Origin of the sequence: Corynebacterium sp. HMSC27B11 (assembly GCF_001815985.1) — a bacterium.
Taxonomy (GTDB): domain Bacteria; phylum Actinomycetota; class Actinomycetes; order Mycobacteriales; family Mycobacteriaceae; genus Corynebacterium.
On record NZ_KV823549.1, the window covers coordinates 1 to 20,687 of the forward strand.

Consider the following 20,687-nt stretch of genomic DNA (forward strand, 5'->3'; position numbering starts at 1 on the left):
GAAAAGACACACTTTTCTTTACTTAACCCCCGTCGGCCACCCAACTAGAACGGGGATGCCCGATACGAAAAAGGGGCCGGTCGTTGACGACCAGCCCCTTAATAACCGTGGTCCTAACTGGGATTGAACCAGTGACCCCTTCGGTGTGAACGAAGTGCTCTCCCACTGAGCTATAGGACCTTGCAGGAGATAATCTAGCTGAGCGCTACAGCCTTTCCAAAACCTGCAGGCCACAAGACATATTCGGCACGATACGCGTCGACCCCTAAGCGGCCACCCCAAGAGCATTACCTCCCGAAAGGTCGACACCAGGTGCCCGCCCGCCCCAACAAGAAACAATGACAGACAAATAACAACGAGGTGACTTTAAAACGACCTGATTTTCAGCCCTACACCTGGCGATTTGTCGCTTCGGACACGATTGACTATCGTTTAGTGCTGCAGCACAGCGTGCAGCCGGTGAACCACAGGTTCTCGGTGAAACTATGTTGCGATGCGGATGTAGCGCAGTTGGTAGCGCATCACCTTGCCAAGGTGAGGGTCGCGAGTTCGAGTCTCGTCATCCGCTCCAGGTATTCTCTGCTTTACGTGGAGGATCACCACATCAGGCGGGTTTCACGCCACGGTGGAATGGCTGAGTGGCTTAGGCAACGGTCTGCAAAACCGTCTACACGGGTTCGATTCCCGTTTCCACCTCTCAGTTCGCCCCCGAGGCTGAACTTGAAAGCTAGCGCGATTAGCTCAGCGGTAGAGCACTTCCCCGACACGGAAGGGGTCACTGGTTCGATCCCAGTATCGCGCACGGTGAGTTCACTATTACAGTGGATTCGCACGCGGATGTAGCGCAGTTGGTAGCGCATCACCTTGCCAAGGTGAGGGTCGCGAGTTCGAGTCTCGTCATCCGCTCCAAAGATGAAGAGGCAGCAGTATTCACACTGTTGCCTCTTTTCTCATATCCCCACGATATTCTCGAAGACACCATGAGCCACTCTGCCTCTTCCCCAGCGCCTGCCTCCGCGAATCCAACCCGGGACGAGCCTCGTCGCGTCAGCGCTAGGACCACCCGCTTCGATGAACGCTTTCCATGGGTGAGTTGGGCACTGTGGCCGCTGGCGATCCTCACCGCCCTGCATAAGATCTGGGCTTCCTACGAGAGCGGCACGACGGACGACTTCACAACAGTATGGGAAGCCATCAACCGCTTCTGGTCGGGCGTTCCGGTGTACTCCGAGGACTACACCACCACCGACCCGCACTATCTCTACCTCCCGGGCGGGACGATGCTGCTGAGCCCGCTGTCAGCCCTCGGCAGTTTTGAAGCGGCGCGGGCGCTGTATATCTTCGGCAACGCCATCGCGATCGTGATTGCCCTTGGGATCCTCAGCCACATCATCTACACCGCCCGCGGCTGGTCTAAGACCTGGCTGGGGTCCCTTTCCTGTGCGCTGTGGCCACTCAGCATCGTCGCAGTGTTCAACACCGAAGCCGTTCAAAACAACCTGCTCTTCGCCAATATCAACGGAGTGCTCCTACTCCTCGCCACGCTGTTCCTGTACTTCCTCCTGCGAGAAGGCACCACCTCCCAGGTGTTCAGCGGGCTCGCGCTGGGACTCGCAATCACGATCAAGCCACAGTTCGTCGTCTTGCTGTTTCTTCCCTTCTTTCGACGTCAGTGGCTAAGCCTCGTTGCGGCTCTCCTCCTACCTATCGTCTGCAACGTCGTGGGCTGGGCGTTGATGGCTGAGCCCCAGGGCTTCTTCGACAACCTCGTTCCGTACCTCGGCGAGGTCCGCGACTTCGCGAACTCCTCGATCGTCGGTGTCGGCGTGTACTTCGGGGCCAGCACCGCAACGATTTGGTTCTGGCGCATTCTCGCCGCCGTCCTCGTACTCATCGGCGCATTTACCCTGCTGCCGTGGCGCAACTCCACCCGGCCCGGGGATCGCGCGATGTGGGCATTCACCACCTCCTCGCTGCTGCTGATCGGGGTGTTCCTCGTCAGTTCCCTGGGGCAGATGTACTATTCACTGCTCATCGTGCCGCTGCTCTTCACGGCATTCCTCCGCCGATCGACAATGCATAATCCAGTCGCGTGGCTGGGCGTCTACCTGTGCCTGGCCATCGACAGCTGGTACTCGGATCAATGGTTCTGGGCCGGGCGAATCTTCGAAACTCTGCGCGGCACCGTAGGCTGGATGCTGCTGCTCATCAGCATCTCGATCAGCGCGCTGATCTGGTTGCTGAACCGCTCCACCCCGTCCATCTCCGGTGGACGGCATCGCAAGCCAGCGGAAGAGAACAAAACCCAAGCCTGGGAAGGTGAATAGTTTTCCAATGACCGAAGATTTCCAGAATCTTTCTAACGAGCAGTGGCGCCAGCGCCTCAATCCCGAAGAGTTTCAGGTGCTGCGACTGGCTGGCACCGAGCGCCCCCACACCGGCGAGTACGTCGATACCGAAACCGAGGGTGTCTACCGTTGCCGCGGCTGTGGCTCCGAGCTCTTCCGTTCCTCGGAGAAGTTCCACTCTGGGTGCGGCTGGCCGAGCTTCTTCGACCCAGCTGATAGCGATGCGGTTGTGCTGCGAGAAGATCTGAGCCTCGGCATGCGCCGCGTGGAGGTTCTCTGCGCGACCTGCCACGGCCACCTGGGGCACGTCTTTGAGGGCGAGGGCTACGATACGCCCACCGACCTGCGCTACTGCATCAATAGCATCGCGATGACCCTCGAGCCCCGCCAGCTTTAGCCCAACCACTCCCCGAAGAAAAAGCCGGGTGCAGCCCCGTCCTTAGGGGCTGCACCCGGCTTTAGTCGCTCACTGCCTTCGCGCAGCGTGGGCCCTAACCCAAGTCGGCAATGATCTTATCTGCCGCAGCGATCCCGGTCGCAACGGTAGCTGGCACCCCGACGCCGCGGAGCATCGAACCAGCGACCGCGAGACGTGGCACCCCGGCTACGTCATCCAGCACCTGCGACATCTTCTCGGCGTGCTTAACCCCGTAGCACGGGATCCCGCCATGCCAGCGCTGCACGAAGATCTCCTCCGGCGTCTTCCGCTCACCGGTGACCCGCTCCAGGTCCTCCAGGGCGTAAGCCAACAGAGCCCGATCACTAGCGTCGACGTACCAGGGCTCGTCCTTGGTACCGAAGGAGGCGCGGACGAAGGCCCCACCGCCCTGGGCGAGGTGCGGCCACTTCTTGGAGCTGAAGGTGAAGGCTTTCGCCGCGGTGCCCGAGTTGGACCCCAGCAGCACGCCGGAGCGCTCGGGAATACCGTGGTCAGAGGCAAAGCGCATACCCACCACCGCAGAGCTCGAGAGTTCCACGCTGCCCAATGCCTCCGCCGCCACCGGCGCAGCGTCCTCCAAGATGACGGACGCGGTCGGCGCGGAGGTCGCGACGACGACGGCGTCCACCGTCCCCAGTGGATCAATCACCCACCGGCCGTCCGAGGTCCGGCCGAGAGACTCAACAGCGGAGTTCAGGATCAGCTCGGGGTCGGCCTGGCGCATCATCTCCTCGATCAGGCTGCGGTAGCCCTTGTCGAAGGAGCGGAACGGTGATCCCCCACCGCCCACCGCAGTGGCCCGACGCTTCGCCAGCAGATCTTCCACCACGTCGAGCAGGAAGAAGCCCTGACCTCCCTCGCCTGCGCGATCCAGTGCCGCTGCCAGCTGTGGCAGGGTTGCCCGCACACCGAGATCGTAGGCGCTGCAGGAGTACACCCCACCCAGAAGCGGGGAGACCAGCTTATCCACCACAGCCTTGCCCAACCGGGCCTCAACGAGCGTGCCCACGGTGGTGTCGTCGCCCGCGTTCCACGTCATCGGCTGGCCATCGCGCTCAGCATCCAGCCGGGCAGCTTCCGCAGGGCTGAGGATCTCGGACACCGCATCAGCCGAGACAGGAATGCCCATCAGGGTCTCCCGCGGGATGTCAACGAACTTGCCATCCACCAGGAAGGACGAGCGCGCCGTAGAGGGGGTACGTAGCTCGGAGCTCATTCCCAGCTTGTCGATCAGTTCCATGAACGGCTGGTCGAAGCTCAGGAACGCCTCGGCTCCCATATCCACGGGACCGGTGGAAAAGCGCACCGTCTTTAGCTTCCCGCCCAGGCGCCCGTAGGCCTCGGCGAGCATCAGCTGGGCGCGATCCCCGAGCTGTTGGCGCAGCTGCCAGACCGCGCTGACTCCGGCGATCCCGCCGCCGATAACGGCAATGCGTGGCTTTCGCGCCGTGGTCATGAGTTGTGAACCTCCTCGAAGGCTGCGGTGATGGCGTCGGCGTCCGTGTGTGGCATCACACCGTGGCCAAGGTTAAAGATGTGGCCCCGGGAATAGCCCAATTCGATGGCCTCATCGGCTTCGGCGGCGATCCGCTGCACGTGCTCGCGGATCACGTCACGGCCTGCAAAGAGCACCGCCGGGTCGAGGTTTCCCTGATAAACCTTCGGGGTCTGGTCTGGTAGCGCCTCCTGCACCCGCTTCGCGGCGACGTTCATCGGCACGCGCCAGTCCACGCCCACCACATCCGGACCAACCTTCGCCAGGTCGACCAGCAACTCGCCAGTGCCGACGCCGAAGTGCGTCATTGGGATACCGTACGGCCGCACCGCATCGAGGATCTTCTGGGAATACGGGGCGACGTACTCCCGGTAATCGCGGGCGGTGAGGAAGCCTGCCCAGGAGTCGAAAAGCTGGATTGCGTCCACGCCGGCCTCGATCTGCGCCTGGAGGAAGTGCGCGATCATCGGGCTAAGCTTTTCCATGAGCGCGTGCCACAACTGTGGCTCGGCGTACATCATCGCCTTGGTGACCTCATGGTTCTTCGACGGCCCACCCTCGATCAAGTAGCTAGCTACCGTGAACGGAGCTCCCGCGAAACCAATGAGTACCTGGTCCGTGCGCAGGCGCTCGAGGATCTGCCCGATGCCCTCCACGATCGGGCCGAGCTGGTCGGGCTCGAGGTCCGGGATGTTCGCGATCTGCTCGGCGGTGCGCACCGCCTCCCCCATGACTGGACCGCGCCCAGCGACGATCTCGACGTCCATCCCGGCGGCCTTCAGCGGGACAACGATGTCGCTGAAAAGAATCGCAGCATCGGCATCGTGGCGAACGACGGGCTGCATGGTGATCTCAGCGAGCAGATCCGGCATGAAGCAGGAATCCAGCATCGGAATGCCCTCGCGAACCTTGCGGTATTCCGGCAGGGAGCGGCCGGCCTGGCGCATCATCCACACAGGTCGGCGGGATGGCTTCTCGCCACGCACCGCCGCCAGGTACGGGGCGTCCGCATCGGCGCGTCGGGCGGCAGAGGCTGCAGCGAGATCGGGCGTCAACAACTCATTAGTCATGGCTCCCATTATGCCAGCTATCCCCAAATAACCGGCAGGTGGTAATGGCGGTCTTCTTGGGCTTCCCTCGGCGTGGCAACCCCCACCAAAAACCTTAAAGGCTAGGTTTAGACATTGTGAATGAGCTGAACAACGCGAAAGACAATCACCAGCGCCCGGGAGCAACCGCGCTCGGCGTCCGCACCCCCGAGGCGGAGCCTGAACAGACGCCGGAGTATTTCGAGCACGCCGTGAAGTCGATGTCGGAGGCACCCCTGCGCTCGGGCATCACCATCGCGGAGATTCGGCCACCGCGTAACCTCGCGCCACTGAGCCACGCGATCGGCCTGGAGATCAGCCAGGTGGATCTGGCTGACCGCATTGCCTCGCAGGAAGAGCCAGATGGCACGGTGGCCGCCGGGGATGCCTTCGGCCGGCTCATTCTTCTCCACGACCCGCACGGCGAGGAGCCGTGGCAGGGAGCCAAGATGCGCATGGTCGCCTATATCCAGGCCGATATGGACGCCGACGTCGCGTCCGACCCGCTGCTGCCCGAGGTCGCGTGGGACTGGCTTACCGAGGAGCTTGGTGGCCCTGGTGCCGAGTACTCCGATCTCGGTGGCACCGTCACCTCCACGGCCTCCGTACGCTACGGCGAGATCGGTGGGCCACCGCGCGCCTTCCAGCTGGAGATGCGTGCGTCCTGGACCGCGACAGGCGTTGATCTGGAAGGCCACGTCCAGGCCTTCGCGAATGTCTTGGCGAACGTCGCTGGCCTTCCGCCGGAGGGTGTCTCGCAGCTGCCGCGCTTCTAGGCTCACCTAACGCTCGTTCTATTCGCGTCGACAGGCGGCGCGAATGCAAATATTCAACCCCGGCCCCTGCAGGTTGTCACTGCAAGGCCGGGGTTGGTTTTATCCCATCTGCCTCTAGTAGTAGATGGCGGTCGGTCGACCGTGGATCCGCTCGACCTGAACGGGAAAGTCATAGAGGCTGCTGAGCGTCTCCTCGGTCATGACCTCCTCCGGCGTCCCCGTGGTGTGGACCTTGCCGTTCTTCATTGCAACAAGCCGGTCGGAGAACGCGGCGGCCATGTTGATGTCGTGAATGACGATGACGACGGTGCGGCCCTGCTCGTGGGCGGCAGCCTTAATCGTGCGCATCATTGACACGGAGTGCTTCATATCGAGGTTGTTCAGCGGCTCGTCCAGCAGGATGTATTCGGTGTCCTGGGCGAGCACCATCGCAACGAAGGCGCGCTGGCGCTGTCCGCCGGAGAGCTCGTCGATGAACTTATCGGCGATCTCACCGAGTTCCATCGTCTCAATCGCCGCATCGACGGCTTCTTCGCACTCGGCCGTGAGCCGGCCCCGGGAATGTGGGAAGCGTCCGAAAGCCACCAGCTCCCTCACCCGAATTCGGCTCAAGGTGTGGTTTTCCTGCCGGAGGACCGCGAGAATCTTCGCGAGCTCTCGGGTGTCCGTGGCGTATACGTCCATTCCCGCGACCTCCGCGGTGCCACCATCGGCGTCGATCAGGCGCGCGATCGCAGTCAGCAGGGTGGATTTTCCTGCTCCGTTGGCTCCGATAATACTGGTGACTCCGCCCTCGGGGATACGAAGGTCGACGTGATCCAGAACCAGCGAATCACCGTAGCGTTTGCTGAGTTGCTTGGTCTCAATCACTTGAGTTTCTCCTTCCGCAAGAGCAGGAACAGGAACAAAATACCGCCCACAAATTCAATCAGCACTGAGACGGTGGTGCCGTAGCCAAGAATCTGGCCCAGAATAAACTGCGCGCCCACGAGGGAGGAAACGCCGAGCAGAGCCGCAACCGGGAGGGTCCAGGTATGCCGGGTCGTACCCGTCGCCCGGTAAGCCAGGTGCGCGACAATGAGCCCTAAGAACAGGATCGGGCCGACCAGCGCGGTGGAGGCTGCTACCAGGATGGTGATCGCGGCGAGCAGGAGCAGGCTTTCCTTGCGGTACCCCACGCCCAGGCCAATGGATGTCTCTTGCCCCAGCGCCATGACATCGAGCACATGGCGTTTATGCCAGATCCAGGCGCAGACAACGATCGTCACCAGCAGTGTAAAGACCAACAGCGGCCGGTCGATACCGGTGAAGGATGCAAAGAAGGCATCCTGCAGCACCTGGTACTCATTGGGGTCGATCATCTTCTGCAGAAGTCCGGCCAGCGACCTAAAGAAGATCCCGCACACCACACCAATGAGCAGCAGAACGTCCAGGGTCATCGTCGTCGATGTCACCAGGGGGCTGAACACGACTACGGCAAAAACGACCATGATCACCGTATTCAGCACGAAGCCCGCGATGGGGTGCATGCCACTCAGCGCACCGCTGCCGAGGAAAAACACGATCAGCGTGTTGATCAGCACATAAATTGAATCGAAACCGATCAGGCCCGGGGTCAAAATATGGTTCCGGGTCAGTGTGTGAAAGACCACGGTGGATACGCCAGCGGTAATCCCGGCCACAGCGAGCGCGCCGACGGTGGTCAACCGCATGGGCAGTACAAAACCCCAGGCGCGGGGAAGCTGCCACAAGATGAACAGGCCTACCAGCGCTACGGTAATGAGGAGTACCGCCACGAACGTGCGCCGTGGCCTCTTCGAATCATCCCGCTTCGTGCTCGATGCGTGTGTCACGCGTCCCAGCAAAAGCTAACCTTTCCTTACTATCGTTAGCCGCGACGAGCGCGACGGAACAGCTTTGGCTTCGTTGAGTTCTGGATGCGAGCCCCGCGAATCAAGATGTAGAGGAATACGGCAGCACCCAGCACGCCAAGAACGGTACCCACCGGGATTTCGTATGGGTAACGGATGACGCGGCTCAGAATGTCCCCGCCCAGCGTCATGACTGCGCCGCAGGCCGCGACCCAAGGCAGTGCCTTGCGAGCGTTGTCACCAATGCGTGCGCGAACCAGGTTCGGGACGATCAGCCCGATGAACGGGATAGCACCCACGACGGTGACGGTGACAGCCGCGATGACAGCCACGATGACGATGGCAGAGTACTCGACGAGCTTGACGCGGACGCCCACTCCCTTAGCCAGGTCGTGGCCCAGGCCGAGCAGAGTCAACCGGTCAGCGAGGACATAGGCTGCGAGGGCGAGCACTGCGACGAGCCAGAGGAGCTCGTAGCGGCCACGGAGCACACCTGCGAAGGATCCGAGCTGCCACGCACCGAGGCTCTGCAGCAGGTCGAAGGAGTATGCGAAAAACGTGGTGGCCGCGCCAATGATGCCACCGTAGATGATGCCGACCAGTGGGACGGTGAATCCGGTTCGCACCTTGATGCGAGACACGATGAACAGGAATCCGATCGTGCCGATGAGCGCGGTGAGGCTGGCCATCCCGAGCTTCGCCCACATCGGGGCACCGGGGAGCAGTAGCGCGATGGCCAGCAGTCCTGCCATCGCGGACTCCGTGGAGCCGACGGTAGAGGCTTCGACGAAGCGGTTACGTGCCAGCAGCTGCATGATCAGCCCGCCCATGGCCAACGCGGATCCGGCCAGCAAGGCAGCGAGAGTGCGCGGGATACGGGAAACTGCGACAACCGAGGAATCCGCATCCGCAGCCCCCAGCATCAGGCTGAGCAGCGAGAGCAGAACGAGAACGCCCGCCAGGATCATGGCATAGACGGGGCCGCGCGAACGACGCGCTTTCTGGTCTGCGTATTCGGCTGTTGCCGCGGAATTGCTCCCCGCAGCGGTGTCGGCAGCGGCGCGCTGAGCACCGACCTGATCCTGGTACGAGGTCTGCGGGGCATGTGACAAGGGAGCCCCTGCCTGCCTCGTCAGGGTGCTCACGGAACCGTTGGTACCCATCTTGCTCGCTACTCTCCTACTACCGTCTCGCTCGCTAGTTACGTGATTGAACCGCGCCCCGGGGTTCCCGTGACGCGGTTGTTGTTTTATTAGAGTGCCTGCTCGATATCATCGAGCATGGTGTTCATGCCGGCGATACCGCCACCGTTGAGGTACCAATCAGCACCGCTCAGCATGTAGATCCGGTCCTCCTTGGCCGCATCCGTCTGCTTGACCAGCTCGTTGTCGAGGGTGGCCTTAGCGGAGTGACCCTCCTGACCGATCGCTGCGTCGCGGTCGAGAACGAACATGGTCTTCGGGTTGATCTTCTTCAGCAGCTCGAAGGAAGCGTTCTCACCGTGGGCGCTATCGCTCTTGATGCCGCCTGCCGGGGTGAAGCCCAGGTCGTTGAAGACCAGGCCGAAGCGGGAATCCGCACCGTAGAGGCTGATCTCGCCACCGTTGGTCATCAAGACGGCGGCTTCCTTCTTATCAGCCGGAACGGACTCGGAGATCTTCTTCACGCGCTCGCGGATCTCGTCAGCCTTCTCCTTCGCTTCGGCCTCCTTGCCGAAGAGCTTGCCCAGGGCCTCGACGCGCTCCAGATTGCTCTCGATCGTGTAGTGATCGTAGTTGATCGTCATGTTCGCGGTCGGGGCGATCTTCTCGAACTCCTTGAGCATCTTCGCCTGACGACCGCCGATGAGGATCAGATCCGGATCTGCTTCGGCGATGGCTTCCATGTCCGGCTCCTTCAGAGAACCAGCGTTAGCCTCGATCCCCTCTGCAGCCTTCGGCATGGTGGCAGCCTTGGCGGTGGACACGACGCGGTCCTTCTCTCCCAGCGCAGCCAGGGTATCGAGGGAAGCGTAGTCGAGGACGACGATGCGCTTCGGCTCGGACTTCAGCTCGACGGTGCCGTTTTCAGCTTCGAGGGTATAGGTCCGATCCGCGTTATTCTGCTGGCTGGACGCGGAGTTATTCTCGGCGGAGTTGTCCTCGGCTGCGCAGCCCGTGAGGAGCAGAGAGAATCCGGCAGCTGCTGCAACGAGTGCGTGTGAGATCTTCAATCTTTTGCTCTTCCTAGTTCGTCCCGGTCCGCCTCTGCAGGCAGATACGGCCGGTATTATTCCGAAAGTTGACCGAACAAGCAAGGTTAGCTTGCCCTAAGTCCCCCTAGATACTGTCAAAGACAGTGAAGATAGGCAAGCCTAAATTGAACCCTTCGCGGAATTAGGCAACATTATTGTTTCTAATTACCCCCGTTGGCGGGTGAACAGGGGGTAAATGCCACTAGAAGCGGTCGAGCCACCCCGTCACGCGCTCCTCCACGGATGCCACATCGAGGCCCACTTCCTCGAGCACTTCTCCCCGCGATGCGTGCGCGAGGTACTCCTGCGGCACCGCGAGCAAACGCACCGGAGTATCCACCTCTGCAGCGCTCAATGCCGCCTGCAGCGCAGAACCGGCCCCGCCGTGGATACCGTTATCCTCGACCGTCACCACTAGGTCGGCATCGCTGGCGAGCTCGACGAGTTCCTCGGAGACCGGGTAGACCCAGTGTGGATCCACGACCGCAGACTCCCAGCCCTTCGCCTTGGCCGCCTCAGCTGCCGCCCGGGACTGCCCCACGAGCGCGCCGTAGTTAATCACCAGCAGCTTCTTCGCACCGTCCCCATCGGTCGAGCGGTGGTCGAACAGGACGTCGTAGCTCTCCTCCTGCCGCAGGGCAGGAATGTCTGCCGGAACGCTGCCCTTCGGGAAGCGCACGACGGTGGGGGCGTCGTCAACATCGAGGCACCGGTCCAGCGCCACGCGCAGTTGCGCTCCGTCGCGAGGAGCAGCGACATGAATCCCCGGCACAATTCCGGTGATGGACATGTCCCACATACCGTTGTGGCTGGCACCATCCGGGCCGGTAATCCCAGCGCGATCCAGCACAAAGGTCACGCCCAGCCCCAGCAGACCGACATCCATCAGCATCTGGTCGAAGGCGCGGTTGAGGAAGGTCGAATACACCGCAACAACCGGATGCAAGCCGCCCAGGGCAAGGCCAGCCGCGGAGGTGACGGCATGCTGCTCTGCGATGCCGACGTCAAAGGTGCGCTGCGGAAAGACCTCACCAAACTCAGCGAGTCCAGTGGGGCCGGCCATCGCGGCGGTGATCGCCACGACGTCATCCCTCTCCCCCGCCCGCTCGATGAGGTGGGAGGAGAACACCTGGGTCCAGCCAGGCTTCGAGGCTTCCTTCGGCACACCGGTGACTGGGTCGATCACACCCGTGGCGTGCATCTGATCAGCTTCGTCGTTCTCCGCAGGGTCGAAGCCCTTGCCTTTGTGGGTGATCGTGTGGACGATGACGGGGCCGCCGTAGTCCTTGGCGTAACGCAGTGCGTTCTCCACCTGGCCGATATCGTGCCCATCAACCGGACCGATGTACTTCAGCCCCAGGTCGGAGAACATTTCCTGCGGGAGGATGGAGTGCTTGACCCCTTCCTTGAGACCGGAAATCAGCTGGAATGCACGGTCCCCAACCCAGCCCATGCGGCCGAGGGTGTTTTTCCCGGACTCCATGACCTTGTCGTAGGCAGGCTGCAAGCGAAGTGCAGCGAGGTTCTCCGCCAGCCCGCCGATGGTCGGCGAGTAGGAACGCCCATTGTCGTTGACGACGATGACGATCGAGCGCTTCTTGCCGGTGGCGATGTTGTTCAGCGCCTCCCAGCACATGCCACCTGTGAGTGCCCCATCACCAACGACAGCCGCGACGTGACGGTGAGACTGGCCGCTGAGCTCGAAGGCCTTGGCCAGCCCGTCGGCATAAGAAAGGGATGCCGAGGCGTGGGAGGACTCGGTCCAGTCATGCGGGCTTTCCGCGCGGTCAGGGTAGCCCGACAGGCCGTCCTTCTGTCGCAGCGTGTCGAAGAGATCGCGGCGCCCCGTGAGGATCTTGTGCACGTACGCCTGGTGTCCCGTATCGAAGATCAGGGGGTCGGACGGCGAGTCGAAGACCCGGTGCAGCGCCATCGTCAGCTCGACGACACCGAGGTTCGGACCCAAGTGTCCGCCGGTCGCGGAAACTTTTTCAATCAAAAACTCCCGAATCTCCCGCGCCAGCTGATCCAGCTTGCCCTCATCGAGCATCTTCAGATCCGCTGGTGAGGAAATATTTTCAAGGATTCCCATTGAACTCAGTTTCTCTCCATCCCACATTGAATTCGCTGGCCCCATCTTAGTGGGGACACCGCCTTCAGCGTTATTCGCCCGCCGCCTCGAAGTACATCAGTGTTTCGACGTGATGGGTCAACCCGAAAGCGTCGACGATCTCCATCTCGCGCAACTCATAACCCGCGTCTCGCCACAGACCCGCGTCGCGGGCTGCCGTGGCGGGGTCGCAGCCGATGTGAATCACCCGCGGGGGGCGGTGCTGCGCGATGTTCTGAATGACGGCGGCCCCCGCCCCCGTACGTGGCGGGTCGAGAACGACGGCGTCCAGGTCCGCGACCTCCTCGAGGTCCTCCAGCCACGCGCCGACGTCGTTGCTGCGGAACCGAACGGCCGTGTCCGTCCCTTCTGAGCCGGCTTCCCGGGCTGCAGCGAAGGCTTCCTGTCCAGCACGAGTTGCACTGCTCGCGACGTCCACAATCTCAACATTGCGAGCGGAGCCCAGCAGGCCCGCGGACAGAGCACCGCAGCCACCGTAGAGATCCCACACGGTGTGCAGCTCCCCGTTCAGCCGGTCGGCGACCCAGCGGGCGTAATAGGCGCTGGCTTGGATGTGAGACTGCCAGAACGCGTCCACCGGCACCTTCCAGCTCACGCCGAGGTGCGAATGCAGCACATCGCCATCGCCGTCGAGAACACGGCGTTTCCGGCCACGTCGGGTCTTCTTGAGCTCCACGACGGAGCGCTTACCGTCGCGACCGACACCCACCACAACCTCGCTGTGTGGACTGGGATTGAGCCCTCCAACACCGTCGGTCAGCCCGGGCAACCATTGGGAGCACTCCACCTCAGCCAGCGGGACGATCTCATTGCTCTTCGGCTTCCGCAACCCGGCCTGCCCTTCCGCGTCGACGCCGAGGCGTACGCGGTGGCGGTAGTGGGTAAAAGGCCATAGGCTCGTCGCGCGAACATGAGCATCGAGGAATTCCTGCGGCAGCTCGAACTTGGCGAGGCGGCGGAACTGGTCGATGACCACCGCCTGCTTAAATTCCAGGGAGCCGTGGGCATCAACGAAGTCGAGGTCGCAGCAACCAGCTCCGGCCTCAGCAGCGTCGCATTGCCCAGCCACCCGGTGCGGGCTCGGCTGGTCAATAGCTAGCGCTTGACCAGTGCGGAACCTTTGCTTGCCGTTCTTTTTAGCCGGGTCCAGCGCAACCTCGACCCCCTTCTCCCCGGGCAACCCGCCACGCACAAAAACGATCTGTCCGTCGTGCTGGCCGATGACCACACCTCGGTGGCCGGGTTGATCCAGATCCAGAGTGACGGTCTCCGGGCTAGTCATTGCCGTCCTCGTTGGGATCCTGCTGCTGTGCCGGGGCATTCTGCTGCTCCTGCAGGTGTCGCGCCAGCTCCTCAACCATGGCCTGCGGCAGCTGAACCGGCAACGGATCGCCGGCAGGGATTGGGTCCGTGCCGCGAACAACGAAGGTGCGGGCGATGATCTCGCGGCCCAGCGCCGCCATCTGCTCAGCTGCCTCCTGTGGGCCGGCGAGCGTCATGCGCAGCATCCATCGCGGGCCGGTCGCCCCAATAACTCGGAGTGTGCCCTCACCGGACTCTGCAACGATCTCCGCGCCCCAGGGGCCTTCCTCGGTGGTTGCCTCCAGCCCGTCGGCTGCCATGCCCTCGATGAGGGTAGGCACCGTGTTATCCCAGAGTTCGCCGGTGGTTGGGGCGGCGAAGGCCACCGGGGTGACCCGGCCGAAGGGGGTGAGGATGTGGAGCATTTGCGGGCCATCATCGCCCATCTCCACCTGTACCTCGGCCTCGTGTGGGACCGGGATCATCATGGACCCCAGGTCGAGCCCGCCCTTGGCGAAATCGCTGAAATTGTATTCACGGTAGTCCAGCGTGTCCCCGTCGAAGGGCCCAAAGTCCTCACCCTGGACGGGTTGGTCAGCGTCTAGCGGTCCGCCTGCGGCGTTTTCCGTCGCGTCGGAGACCTCCTGCTCGGCCTGGCTCTGAGGTGCGCTTGGATCTGCACCGCTGGGTTCGTTTTTCTTCTTAGAAAATGGCCACATTTTTTAAACATTCCTTCCGCACTTGCCAACGCGGCGCTGGATAGCGCCACCGTTGGGGTTTAAAAGCTGGAAATTAAACTCAATCGGCTATCGGGACCAGCTGCCCCGACCCCGCATCAACGCGTGCCGGTGGAGCCGTGGCCACCACTTCCGCGGGCGGTCTCCCCGAGTTGCTCAATGCTGTCCACAGCCACGACGTCGCAGAGGCTGACCTCCTGAATGAGCAGCTGAGCGATGCGTTCACCCCGGCTGATGCTGATTGTTTCTTGCGGGTCAAGGTTGATCAGGTTGACCTTGACCTCCCCCCGATATCCCGCATCGATGGTGCCGGGCGCATTAACGATCGACAATCCCTTCTTCACCGCCAGTCCGCTGCGCGGGTGAACCAGACCAACCTTGCCGACCGGCACCGCCATCGCAATGCCCGTCCCCACCAGGCTGCGCTGCCCGGGGTTCAAGGTGATGTCCTCGGCGGAGTAAAGATCGATGCCCGCATCTTCGGGGTGTGCCCGGTTCGGTAGCGGGAGAGATGGATCAATCTGAAAAATTTCCAACGGGCTGCTCATGAGGCTCCACTCTACAAGGTCGTTCCCATCTCGTTATTGGCCCGCTGTAGGAAAGTCTCCTCCTTGGTGGGAGCCACGGCGGCTTCGGAACACCTGGTGGTGTGTGGGTAAGATGGTGGCCGGTAATTGCCACCCAATAACGGCTCGGTATGGCGCCTCACCGCCTGCGAGGCCGGGCCCGGGTAAAGATCCACATGTAGACGAGGAGCACTCTGCGAGTCATGGACGCTGCGAACGGAGCATCGACCCCACCGGCGAAGACCGACGAGGCGGCGGGCACGCGGGTGCTGTACAGCGAGACCCAGCGCGTTCCGCTGTCCTGGTGGCTCGTCGCCGCCGGCGTGGTGGCTATCATCGCTTGGCAGGCTCAAATGGGACGCGACTGGTGGTGGTCGATCGTGGCGGGCGTGATCGCGGCTGCCCTCGCGGCCTGGGGGCTCATCGCGCTTTCTCGGACGAAGGTCGAGGTCGTGGAAGACTCCCAGGGTGGCAGGATCATCCGCGCGGGAGACGCCCAGCTACCGGCCTCCGTGGTCGACCGCACGCTGGTCATCCCGCCCACCGCGAAGCAAGCTGCGTTGGGACGCCAGCTTGATCCTGCCGCTTTCGTCATTCACAAGGGCTGGATTCCGACGATGGCGATGCTCGTGCTCGATGACCCGTTGGATCCCACCCCCTACTGGCTGGTCTCCAGCAAGAACCCCCAGGAACTGCTGGAGGCGCTGGGAAGGCCCATTTACTAGGGTTCCCAGCGCCTCCGCGCTCCCGGTCTGCTCGGTGTTACACCCACAGGCCGGGTCTTTTTATGTCTTAAGCGCAGTCGATGCAGATGAACTCGGTATCGCTGATCTTCTCACCGATACGGCTGCGGTGCTGCACGAGGAAGCACTCGGAGCAGGTGAACTCGTCGTTCTGCTTTGGCGTGACCGTGGTGGACAGTTCCTCGCCGGAGACTTCCTCCATCGGCAGTTCGAAGGGTTCCACGATTTCGCCATCGTCGGTGTCCGAGATCGCTGGCTCCGCCTTCTCAGCGGCCTTCAAGCCTTCGAGAGAATCGGTCTCCAGCTCTTCCTCGTCGCTTCGCCGTGGTGCATCGTAGTCCGTGGCCATCGTTGTCCTCCCACACTCCTCGGATGATGCTCATCAGTTCTTGGGCGGGATCCCCGCCACCTGCCGTATCGCGGGCCACAAGCCCATTCTTCACGGCAGCCATTCGGCCCCTAGTCGAGGGCGCCTCATGTGTGCTGAACGCGGATATTAGGCCATGAGGTGCACACTTGTCACCTCCCCCATACTCAGGGCAAAGAAAGTTGCTCGATGCTACCCCCTGCACCCTGGCTCAGCAGCATTTTTTCGAGTTCTTCCTGCACCCCCGGCACGCCAGCGATGATGGGCAGCCCGCTCTCCGCCGTGTAGTTCAGCGTGGGGGTAACCACGGTTGCGCCCGCTCGGGCAGCAATCAACGCCCCGGCAGCGAAGTCCCACCCGTTAAGCCCGTGCTCGTAGTAGCCGTCCACCTGACCGCTGGCCACCATGCAGAGGTCGAGCGCGGCGGAGCCCAGGCGTCGGATGTCCCGCACGTGGGGCAGTACGGCGCCCAGCACGCGTGCCTGCCGCTGACGGCGTTCAGCGTCGTAGGAAAAACCGGTCGCCACGAGCGCCTGTGCAGCGTCCTTTCGTGCCTCCTGCCGACTGATGTTCTTGCGTTCACCGACGACTGCCTCCTCGCTCCTCAAATCAACGGGAGCGACTGTCGCGGGGCCGCCGACACAGGCGCCGAAGACATGGCCATGGGCGGCGTCCACGACCGCGCCAGCTACCGGCACCCCGTCGAGGGCAGCTGCCACCGACACAGCGAAGGCGGGAATCCCGTAGACGAAATTGACGGTGCCGTCGATCGGATCCACGATCCACTCCAGCCTTGGCCCTGCAGAGTCCCCAGGATCGGCACCCAAGGATCCTGCAGCGGGGGCAGAACTATCCGCACCCTCCTCCTCGCCGATCACGGTGGCCTGCGGGAACCTGTGATGCAGCCACTCGCGGATGAACGTCTCCGCGCCGCGGTCTGCTTCGGTGACGGGGTCGACTGCGGAAGACTTGGTCTGAGCCACCGGCATCGCCGAACCCATCAGCTCGATGATGGAGCCCGCCACCGCCTCACCATCGGTGCGTTCCCGACGAGTGCGCAACACCAAGGCAGCGGCGAGTGCCGCGACCTCTTCAGCCGCGGCTTGCAGCTCGTGCACGCTCGCCCCGCCGGAGATTACCGCCGGAGCGTGGTCGGTGGTGGTTTTATCAAGCAACAAGGTCTCGGTCATGCCTCCACAGATACCACTGATGTGTAGCATTCAGACCCATGAGCACCGAGCAGGCTAGTAGCGCCGAATGGGCCGGAATCACCGTGGGAATCGACGTCGGTGGGTCCGCGATCAAAGCAGGCTTCGTCGACACCCGCTCCCACTGCCTCGTCGGGGAAAGATTCACCGCCCCTACACCCCAACCGGCCACGCCCGAGAGGGTTGCTGGCGCCGCCGCAGCTCTCGCAACGCAGGTACTCACCCAGGAGGTGGGCGCGGAGCTCACCACGCCTGCTAGCCCAGGCGGGTTCCGTGCGCTGCGGATCGGCGTCGCCATTCCCAGCGTGGTCACCAACCAGGAGGCACGCACCGCAGCGAATATCGCACCGTCGTGGGTCGGCACCCGTCCCGCTGCGCTTTTCGACGACGCCCTGCGACAGGCGTTATCGGGTGGCACATCGGGGTCTTCCTCCCTCCAGGTGGAGTGGTTCTTCCTCAACGACGCCGACGCTGCTGGGATCTCTGAATGCGGCCCGTTTAGCGCCGACGAGACGGCCGACCCGGAATACAGCCGGCTTTTCCTAACCTTGGGCACTGGGATCGGCTCTGCTCTCTTCCGCGGCGCGAGGCTGTACCCCAATACCGAGCTGGGTCACCTGACCGTGTTGACCGACGACGGCTCCCCCAGTGCTGCGGAGCATTGGGCCTCGGCCGCGGTGAAGGCACGCCAAAACCTCACGTTCCCCGAGTGGGCGGCCCGGTTGAGCACAGTACTCAATACCTATGTCGCACTGCTGCGCCCCCAGGAGCTGATCCTCGGTGGCGGAATTTCCGCCGAGGCAGAACGGTGGCTGCCGATGCTTAACCTCGAGGAGTCTTCGGTCCGGGTGAGCATCGCTCGCCACTTCAACAGCGCCGGGGTCATCGGAGCAGGGCTCGCCGCTGCCTGGGACCTACGCCCCTAGACGGCATGAGTAATAAAGCTTGGCTATAATGGTCGGCCGTTGGGCGCTTGAGCGCCAGAGGCAGCCTTTCAGCTGCTCAGAGAAACTGCTCCCCCAGTAAAATGCCGTCCGGTGAACCGGGTCGGTTGTACGCCACCGACACGAACTCGTTGGTGAACGTATGCTGGCGAGTAGAACTGAATGCGTCGTTTCCTGGTCGCTATCCACCAGGAAACGGCGAGCAAACGTAGTTTGGATAGCGACTGGTAGGAAAACCCCCAAGCGGGTGACCTTCCTAAACGTACAGCGCGCTCGTCGGCTCTTCCCGGCGGTCGCACCCGTACGTTGCAACAATCCCCGACCGAAAGGGCTTCTGTGGCTTCTCAAGACTCGACCACCAGCGGTGATAGCGTCCAGGACGCAAGCGGGACGTCTGGCACTGCTGCACGGAAAGTCGCCAAGAAGACGGCCCGTAAGGCGGTCAAGCGCACGGCCCGTAAGGTAACGAGCGCCACCGCCGCGAAGAAGACCACGGCTGCAGCTGCCACCGCAGACACGGCGGCGTCTCCGTCGGAGGATGCAGCCGAAGAGCCGAAGAAGGTCGCGAAGAAGACCGCAAAGAAGGCGGCCAAGAAGACTACCCGCAAGGTCGCGAAGAAGGCGGCGAAAAAGACCGCCAAGAAGGCTGCCAAGAAGACCGCTAAAAAGACGGCGAAGAAGACAGCCAAGAAGACCGCACGGAAGGCGACCAAGGCGACGGCTGCTGCGAAGAAGCAGGAGCAGATCGAGGCGAAGAGTAAGGACGCCGAGGTCACCGCCAGCGAGGATCCGGAGGACGTCGACGACGAGTTCGACCACGACGTCGAACCGGATCTGGAGGACATCGACGAGGACCTGGATGAGGACCTCGACGAAGACCTGGACGACGACCTCGAGGATGAGGACGACGCCGACGACGAGGAAGAAGACGAGGACGACGACGAAGAGGAGTCCTCGACCTCGAAGGACGGTCGCGACGACAGCGTGTGGGACGAGGACGAGTCCGCCGCCCTGCGCCAGGCCCGCCGCGACGCAGCCCTGACCGCCTCGGCAGACTCCGTCCGAGCCTACCTGAAGCAAATCGGTAAGGTCGCGCTGCTGAACGCAGAGCAGGAGGTCTCGCTGGCCAAGCGCATCGAGGCTGGCCTGTACGCGAACTACCGGCTCAAGCAGATCAAGGAGTCCGGCGAGCGCCTCTCCCCCATGAACCGTCGCGACCTGCGCGAGATCGACCGCGACGGCCGCAAGGCGAAGAACCACCTGCTGGAGGCGAACCTGCGCCTCGTGGTCTCCCTGGCCAAGCGCTACACCGGCCGTGGCATGGCCTTCCTGGATCTGATCCAGGAGGGCAACCTGGGCCTGATCCGCGCGGTGGAGAAGTTCGACTACTCCAAGGGCTATAAGTTCTCCACCTACGCCACCTGGTGGATCCGCCAGGCGATCACCCGCGCGATGGCTGACCAGGCGCGCACGATCCGCATCCCGGTTCACATGGTGGAGGTCATCAACAAACTCGGCCGCATTCAGCGCGAGCTGCTGCAGGACCTTGGTCGCGAGCCCACCCCAGAGGAACTCGCCCGCGAAATGGACATCACGGTCGACAAGGTGCTGGAGATCCAGCAGTACGCGCGCGAGCCAATCTCCCTGGACCAGACCATCGGCGACGAGGGCGATTCCCAGCTGGGAGACTTCATCGAGGACTCCGAGGCGGTCATCGCGGTAGACGCGGTCTCCTTCACGCTGCTGCAGGATCAGCTGCAGGACGTCCTTCACACCCTGTCCGAGCGTGAGGCCGGCGTGGTGAAGCTCCGCTTCGGCCTGACCGACGGCATGCCGCGCACCCTGGACGAGATCGGCCAGGTTTACGGCGTGACCCGCGAGCGCATCCGACAGATCGAGTCGAAGACGATGTCCAAACTGCGCCACCCATCCCGCTCCCAGGTTCTGCGGGACTATCTGGACTAACCCACACGCCGAGCCCGCCATTAGCGGGGCCGGAAAAGAAAACAACCGCCGGGAAACCCGGCGGTTGTTTTTATCTCTATCTGTCCCCTAGTTTTCGCGGTGCTCCTTGACGCACTGGGTCAGCTCCTCGTCGCTGAGCCCCTGGCACTGTTCCGGAAACTCGGTGGCCACCTTCGTGGTGATCAGCGCAAGACCCATCGCGAGGATCGCGAGCACGAGGCCTGCGATGGGGTAGGTTCGCGCCGTGCCGTGGCGGTTCGCGCGGATGAGGGCAACGATCGCCACGACCAGCGCAATCATCGCCACGAAAATGCCGATCAGCGGGAGCAGGCCAGCCGGGAGGGCAAGCACACCCAGGATCAGTGCGGCCAGCGACATCCGGCTGGCTACCTGGGGTGCGCGGGCCGGTACGGCCGGCTGGCCACCAGCTGGATTCTTCTTCGCCATCTCGCCTCAACGATCCTTTCTCGGAAT

Annotated in this window: 19 protein-coding genes and 5 tRNA genes; 10 read left to right on the top strand and 14 right to left on the bottom strand. The window is 62.8% G+C overall.

Annotated features, from left to right (window positions below; genetic code table 11):
• Nucleotides 1-108: 108 nt before the first annotated feature.
• Nucleotides 109-180 (bottom strand) — tRNA-Val (locus tag HMPREF3097_RS02455).
• Nucleotides 181-495: 315 nt separating this feature from the next.
• Here HMPREF3097_RS02455 and HMPREF3097_RS02460 point away from each other — a divergent pair.
• The 6 genes from HMPREF3097_RS02460 to msrB all read left to right on the top strand — a co-directional run bounded on the left by HMPREF3097_RS02460 (nt 496) and on the right by msrB (nt 2,745).
• Nucleotides 496-571, top strand: a tRNA-Gly gene (locus HMPREF3097_RS02460).
• Nucleotides 572-624: 53 nt separating this feature from the next.
• A tRNA-Cys gene (locus HMPREF3097_RS02465) sits at nt 625-696 on the top strand.
• A gap of 34 nt (nt 697-730) precedes the next feature.
• Nucleotides 731-802 (top strand) — tRNA-Val (locus tag HMPREF3097_RS02470).
• A gap of 31 nt (nt 803-833) precedes the next feature.
• Nucleotides 834-909 (top strand) — tRNA-Gly (locus HMPREF3097_RS02475).
• A 179-nt stretch (nt 910-1,088) separates the two neighbouring features.
• Nucleotides 1,089-2,327, top strand: a complete 1,239-nt coding sequence (locus tag HMPREF3097_RS02480) for a glycosyltransferase family 87 protein (protein WP_246821213.1) — start codon at nt 1,089-1,091, stop codon at nt 2,325-2,327.
• A gap of 7 nt (nt 2,328-2,334) precedes the next feature.
• Nucleotides 2,335-2,745, top strand: a complete 411-nt coding sequence (gene msrB, locus HMPREF3097_RS02485; protein WP_070758982.1) for a peptide-methionine (R)-S-oxide reductase MsrB — start codon at nt 2,335-2,337, stop codon at nt 2,743-2,745.
• Between the two features lie 94 nt (nt 2,746-2,839).
• Here msrB and hemG read toward each other — a convergent pair whose 3' ends face one another.
• Both hemG and hemE read right to left on the bottom strand, forming a co-directional pair.
• Nucleotides 2,840-4,243 carry a protoporphyrinogen oxidase gene (gene hemG / locus HMPREF3097_RS02490; protein WP_070760688.1) on the bottom strand — a complete coding sequence of 468 codons (1,404 nt, stop codon included), beginning with the start codon at nt 4,241-4,243 and terminating at the stop codon, nt 2,840-2,842.
• The gene (hemE, locus tag HMPREF3097_RS02495; RefSeq protein WP_070760690.1) at nt 4,240-5,361 is read right to left on the bottom strand and encodes a uroporphyrinogen decarboxylase; all 1,122 of its coding nucleotides are present in this window, start codon (nt 5,359-5,361) and stop codon (nt 4,240-4,242) included. Before hemE ends, hemG begins: the two co-directional genes overlap by 4 nt.
• A gap of 116 nt (nt 5,362-5,477) precedes the next feature.
• On the opposite strand from hemE, the gene HMPREF3097_RS02500 reads away from it, so the two are divergent.
• Nucleotides 5,478-6,146, top strand: a complete 669-nt coding sequence (locus tag HMPREF3097_RS02500; protein ID WP_371260069.1) for a DUF3000 domain-containing protein — start codon at nt 5,478-5,480, stop codon at nt 6,144-6,146.
• 114 nt (nt 6,147-6,260) lie between these two features.
• Here HMPREF3097_RS02500 and HMPREF3097_RS02505 read toward each other — a convergent pair whose 3' ends face one another.
• The 8 genes from HMPREF3097_RS02505 to dut form a co-directional block, all read right to left on the bottom strand.
• Nucleotides 6,261-7,016 carry an iron ABC transporter ATP-binding protein gene (locus tag HMPREF3097_RS02505; RefSeq protein WP_070760694.1) on the bottom strand — a complete coding sequence of 252 codons (756 nt, stop codon included), beginning with the start codon at nt 7,014-7,016 and terminating at the stop codon, nt 6,261-6,263.
• A complete protein-coding gene (locus HMPREF3097_RS02510) occupies nt 7,013-7,942 on the bottom strand; it encodes an iron chelate uptake ABC transporter family permease subunit (protein WP_246821214.1) in 930 nt (309 codons plus the stop codon). Before HMPREF3097_RS02510 ends, HMPREF3097_RS02505 begins: the two co-directional genes overlap by 4 nt.
• Nucleotides 7,943-8,034: 92 nt before the next feature.
• Nucleotides 8,035-9,180 (bottom strand): iron chelate uptake ABC transporter family permease subunit, encoded by a 1,146-nt coding sequence (locus HMPREF3097_RS02515; RefSeq protein ID WP_070760698.1) that lies wholly within the window; start codon nt 9,178-9,180, stop codon nt 8,035-8,037.
• A gap of 89 nt (nt 9,181-9,269) precedes the next feature.
• Nucleotides 9,270-10,229: a siderophore ABC transporter substrate-binding protein gene (locus HMPREF3097_RS02520; RefSeq protein ID WP_246821216.1), complete on the bottom strand. Its 960-nt coding sequence runs from the start codon at nt 10,227-10,229 to the stop codon at nt 9,270-9,272.
• Between the two features lie 223 nt (nt 10,230-10,452).
• Nucleotides 10,453-12,342, bottom strand: a complete 1,890-nt coding sequence (gene dxs / locus HMPREF3097_RS02525; RefSeq protein ID WP_210398514.1) for a 1-deoxy-D-xylulose-5-phosphate synthase — start codon at nt 12,340-12,342, stop codon at nt 10,453-10,455.
• Nucleotides 12,343-12,412: 70 nt separating this feature from the next.
• Complete coding sequence (locus tag HMPREF3097_RS02530) at nt 12,413-13,663, bottom strand: class I SAM-dependent RNA methyltransferase (protein WP_070760704.1); 1,251 nt, start codon at nt 13,661-13,663, stop codon at nt 12,413-12,415.
• Complete coding sequence (locus HMPREF3097_RS02535) at nt 13,656-14,402, bottom strand: DUF3710 domain-containing protein (protein ID WP_070760706.1); 747 nt, start codon at nt 14,400-14,402, stop codon at nt 13,656-13,658. Before HMPREF3097_RS02535 ends, HMPREF3097_RS02530 begins: the two co-directional genes overlap by 8 nt.
• Nucleotides 14,403-14,518: 116 nt before the next feature.
• Nucleotides 14,519-14,968, bottom strand: coding sequence for a dUTP diphosphatase (dut, locus tag HMPREF3097_RS02540; protein ID WP_070758993.1), 450 nt, complete (start codon nt 14,966-14,968; stop codon nt 14,519-14,521).
• Nucleotides 14,969-15,189: 221 nt separating this feature from the next.
• On the opposite strand from dut, the gene HMPREF3097_RS02545 reads away from it, so the two are divergent.
• Complete coding sequence (locus HMPREF3097_RS02545; RefSeq protein ID WP_070760708.1) at nt 15,190-15,711, top strand: DUF3093 domain-containing protein; 522 nt, start codon at nt 15,190-15,192, stop codon at nt 15,709-15,711.
• A gap of 67 nt (nt 15,712-15,778) precedes the next feature.
• Here HMPREF3097_RS02545 and HMPREF3097_RS02550 read toward each other — a convergent pair whose 3' ends face one another.
• Both HMPREF3097_RS02550 and HMPREF3097_RS02555 read right to left on the bottom strand, forming a co-directional pair.
• Nucleotides 15,779-16,078, bottom strand: coding sequence for a DUF4193 domain-containing protein (locus HMPREF3097_RS02550; RefSeq protein ID WP_070758995.1), 300 nt, complete (start codon nt 16,076-16,078; stop codon nt 15,779-15,781).
• Between the two features lie 185 nt (nt 16,079-16,263).
• Nucleotides 16,264-17,316, bottom strand: a complete 1,053-nt coding sequence (locus HMPREF3097_RS02555; protein ID WP_070760710.1) for an inositol monophosphatase family protein — start codon at nt 17,314-17,316, stop codon at nt 16,264-16,266.
• Nucleotides 17,317-17,324: 8 nt separating this feature from the next.
• Here HMPREF3097_RS02555 and HMPREF3097_RS02560 point away from each other — a divergent pair, with 8 nt between their 5' ends.
• Together HMPREF3097_RS02560 and HMPREF3097_RS02565 are read left to right on the top strand one after the other, a co-directional pair.
• Nucleotides 17,325-18,230, top strand: a complete 906-nt coding sequence (locus HMPREF3097_RS02560) for an ROK family protein (RefSeq protein WP_070760712.1) — start codon at nt 17,325-17,327, stop codon at nt 18,228-18,230.
• Nucleotides 18,231-18,584: 354 nt separating this feature from the next.
• Nucleotides 18,585-20,213 (top strand): RNA polymerase sigma factor, encoded by a 1,629-nt coding sequence (locus tag HMPREF3097_RS02565; RefSeq protein WP_070758998.1) that lies wholly within the window; start codon nt 18,585-18,587, stop codon nt 20,211-20,213.
• An 87-nt stretch (nt 20,214-20,300) separates the two neighbouring features.
• Here HMPREF3097_RS02565 and HMPREF3097_RS02570 read toward each other — a convergent pair whose 3' ends face one another.
• Nucleotides 20,301-20,660, bottom strand: a complete 360-nt coding sequence (locus HMPREF3097_RS02570) for a DUF308 domain-containing protein (protein ID WP_246818088.1) — start codon at nt 20,658-20,660, stop codon at nt 20,301-20,303.
• Between the last annotated feature and the right edge of the window lie 27 nt (nt 20,661-20,687).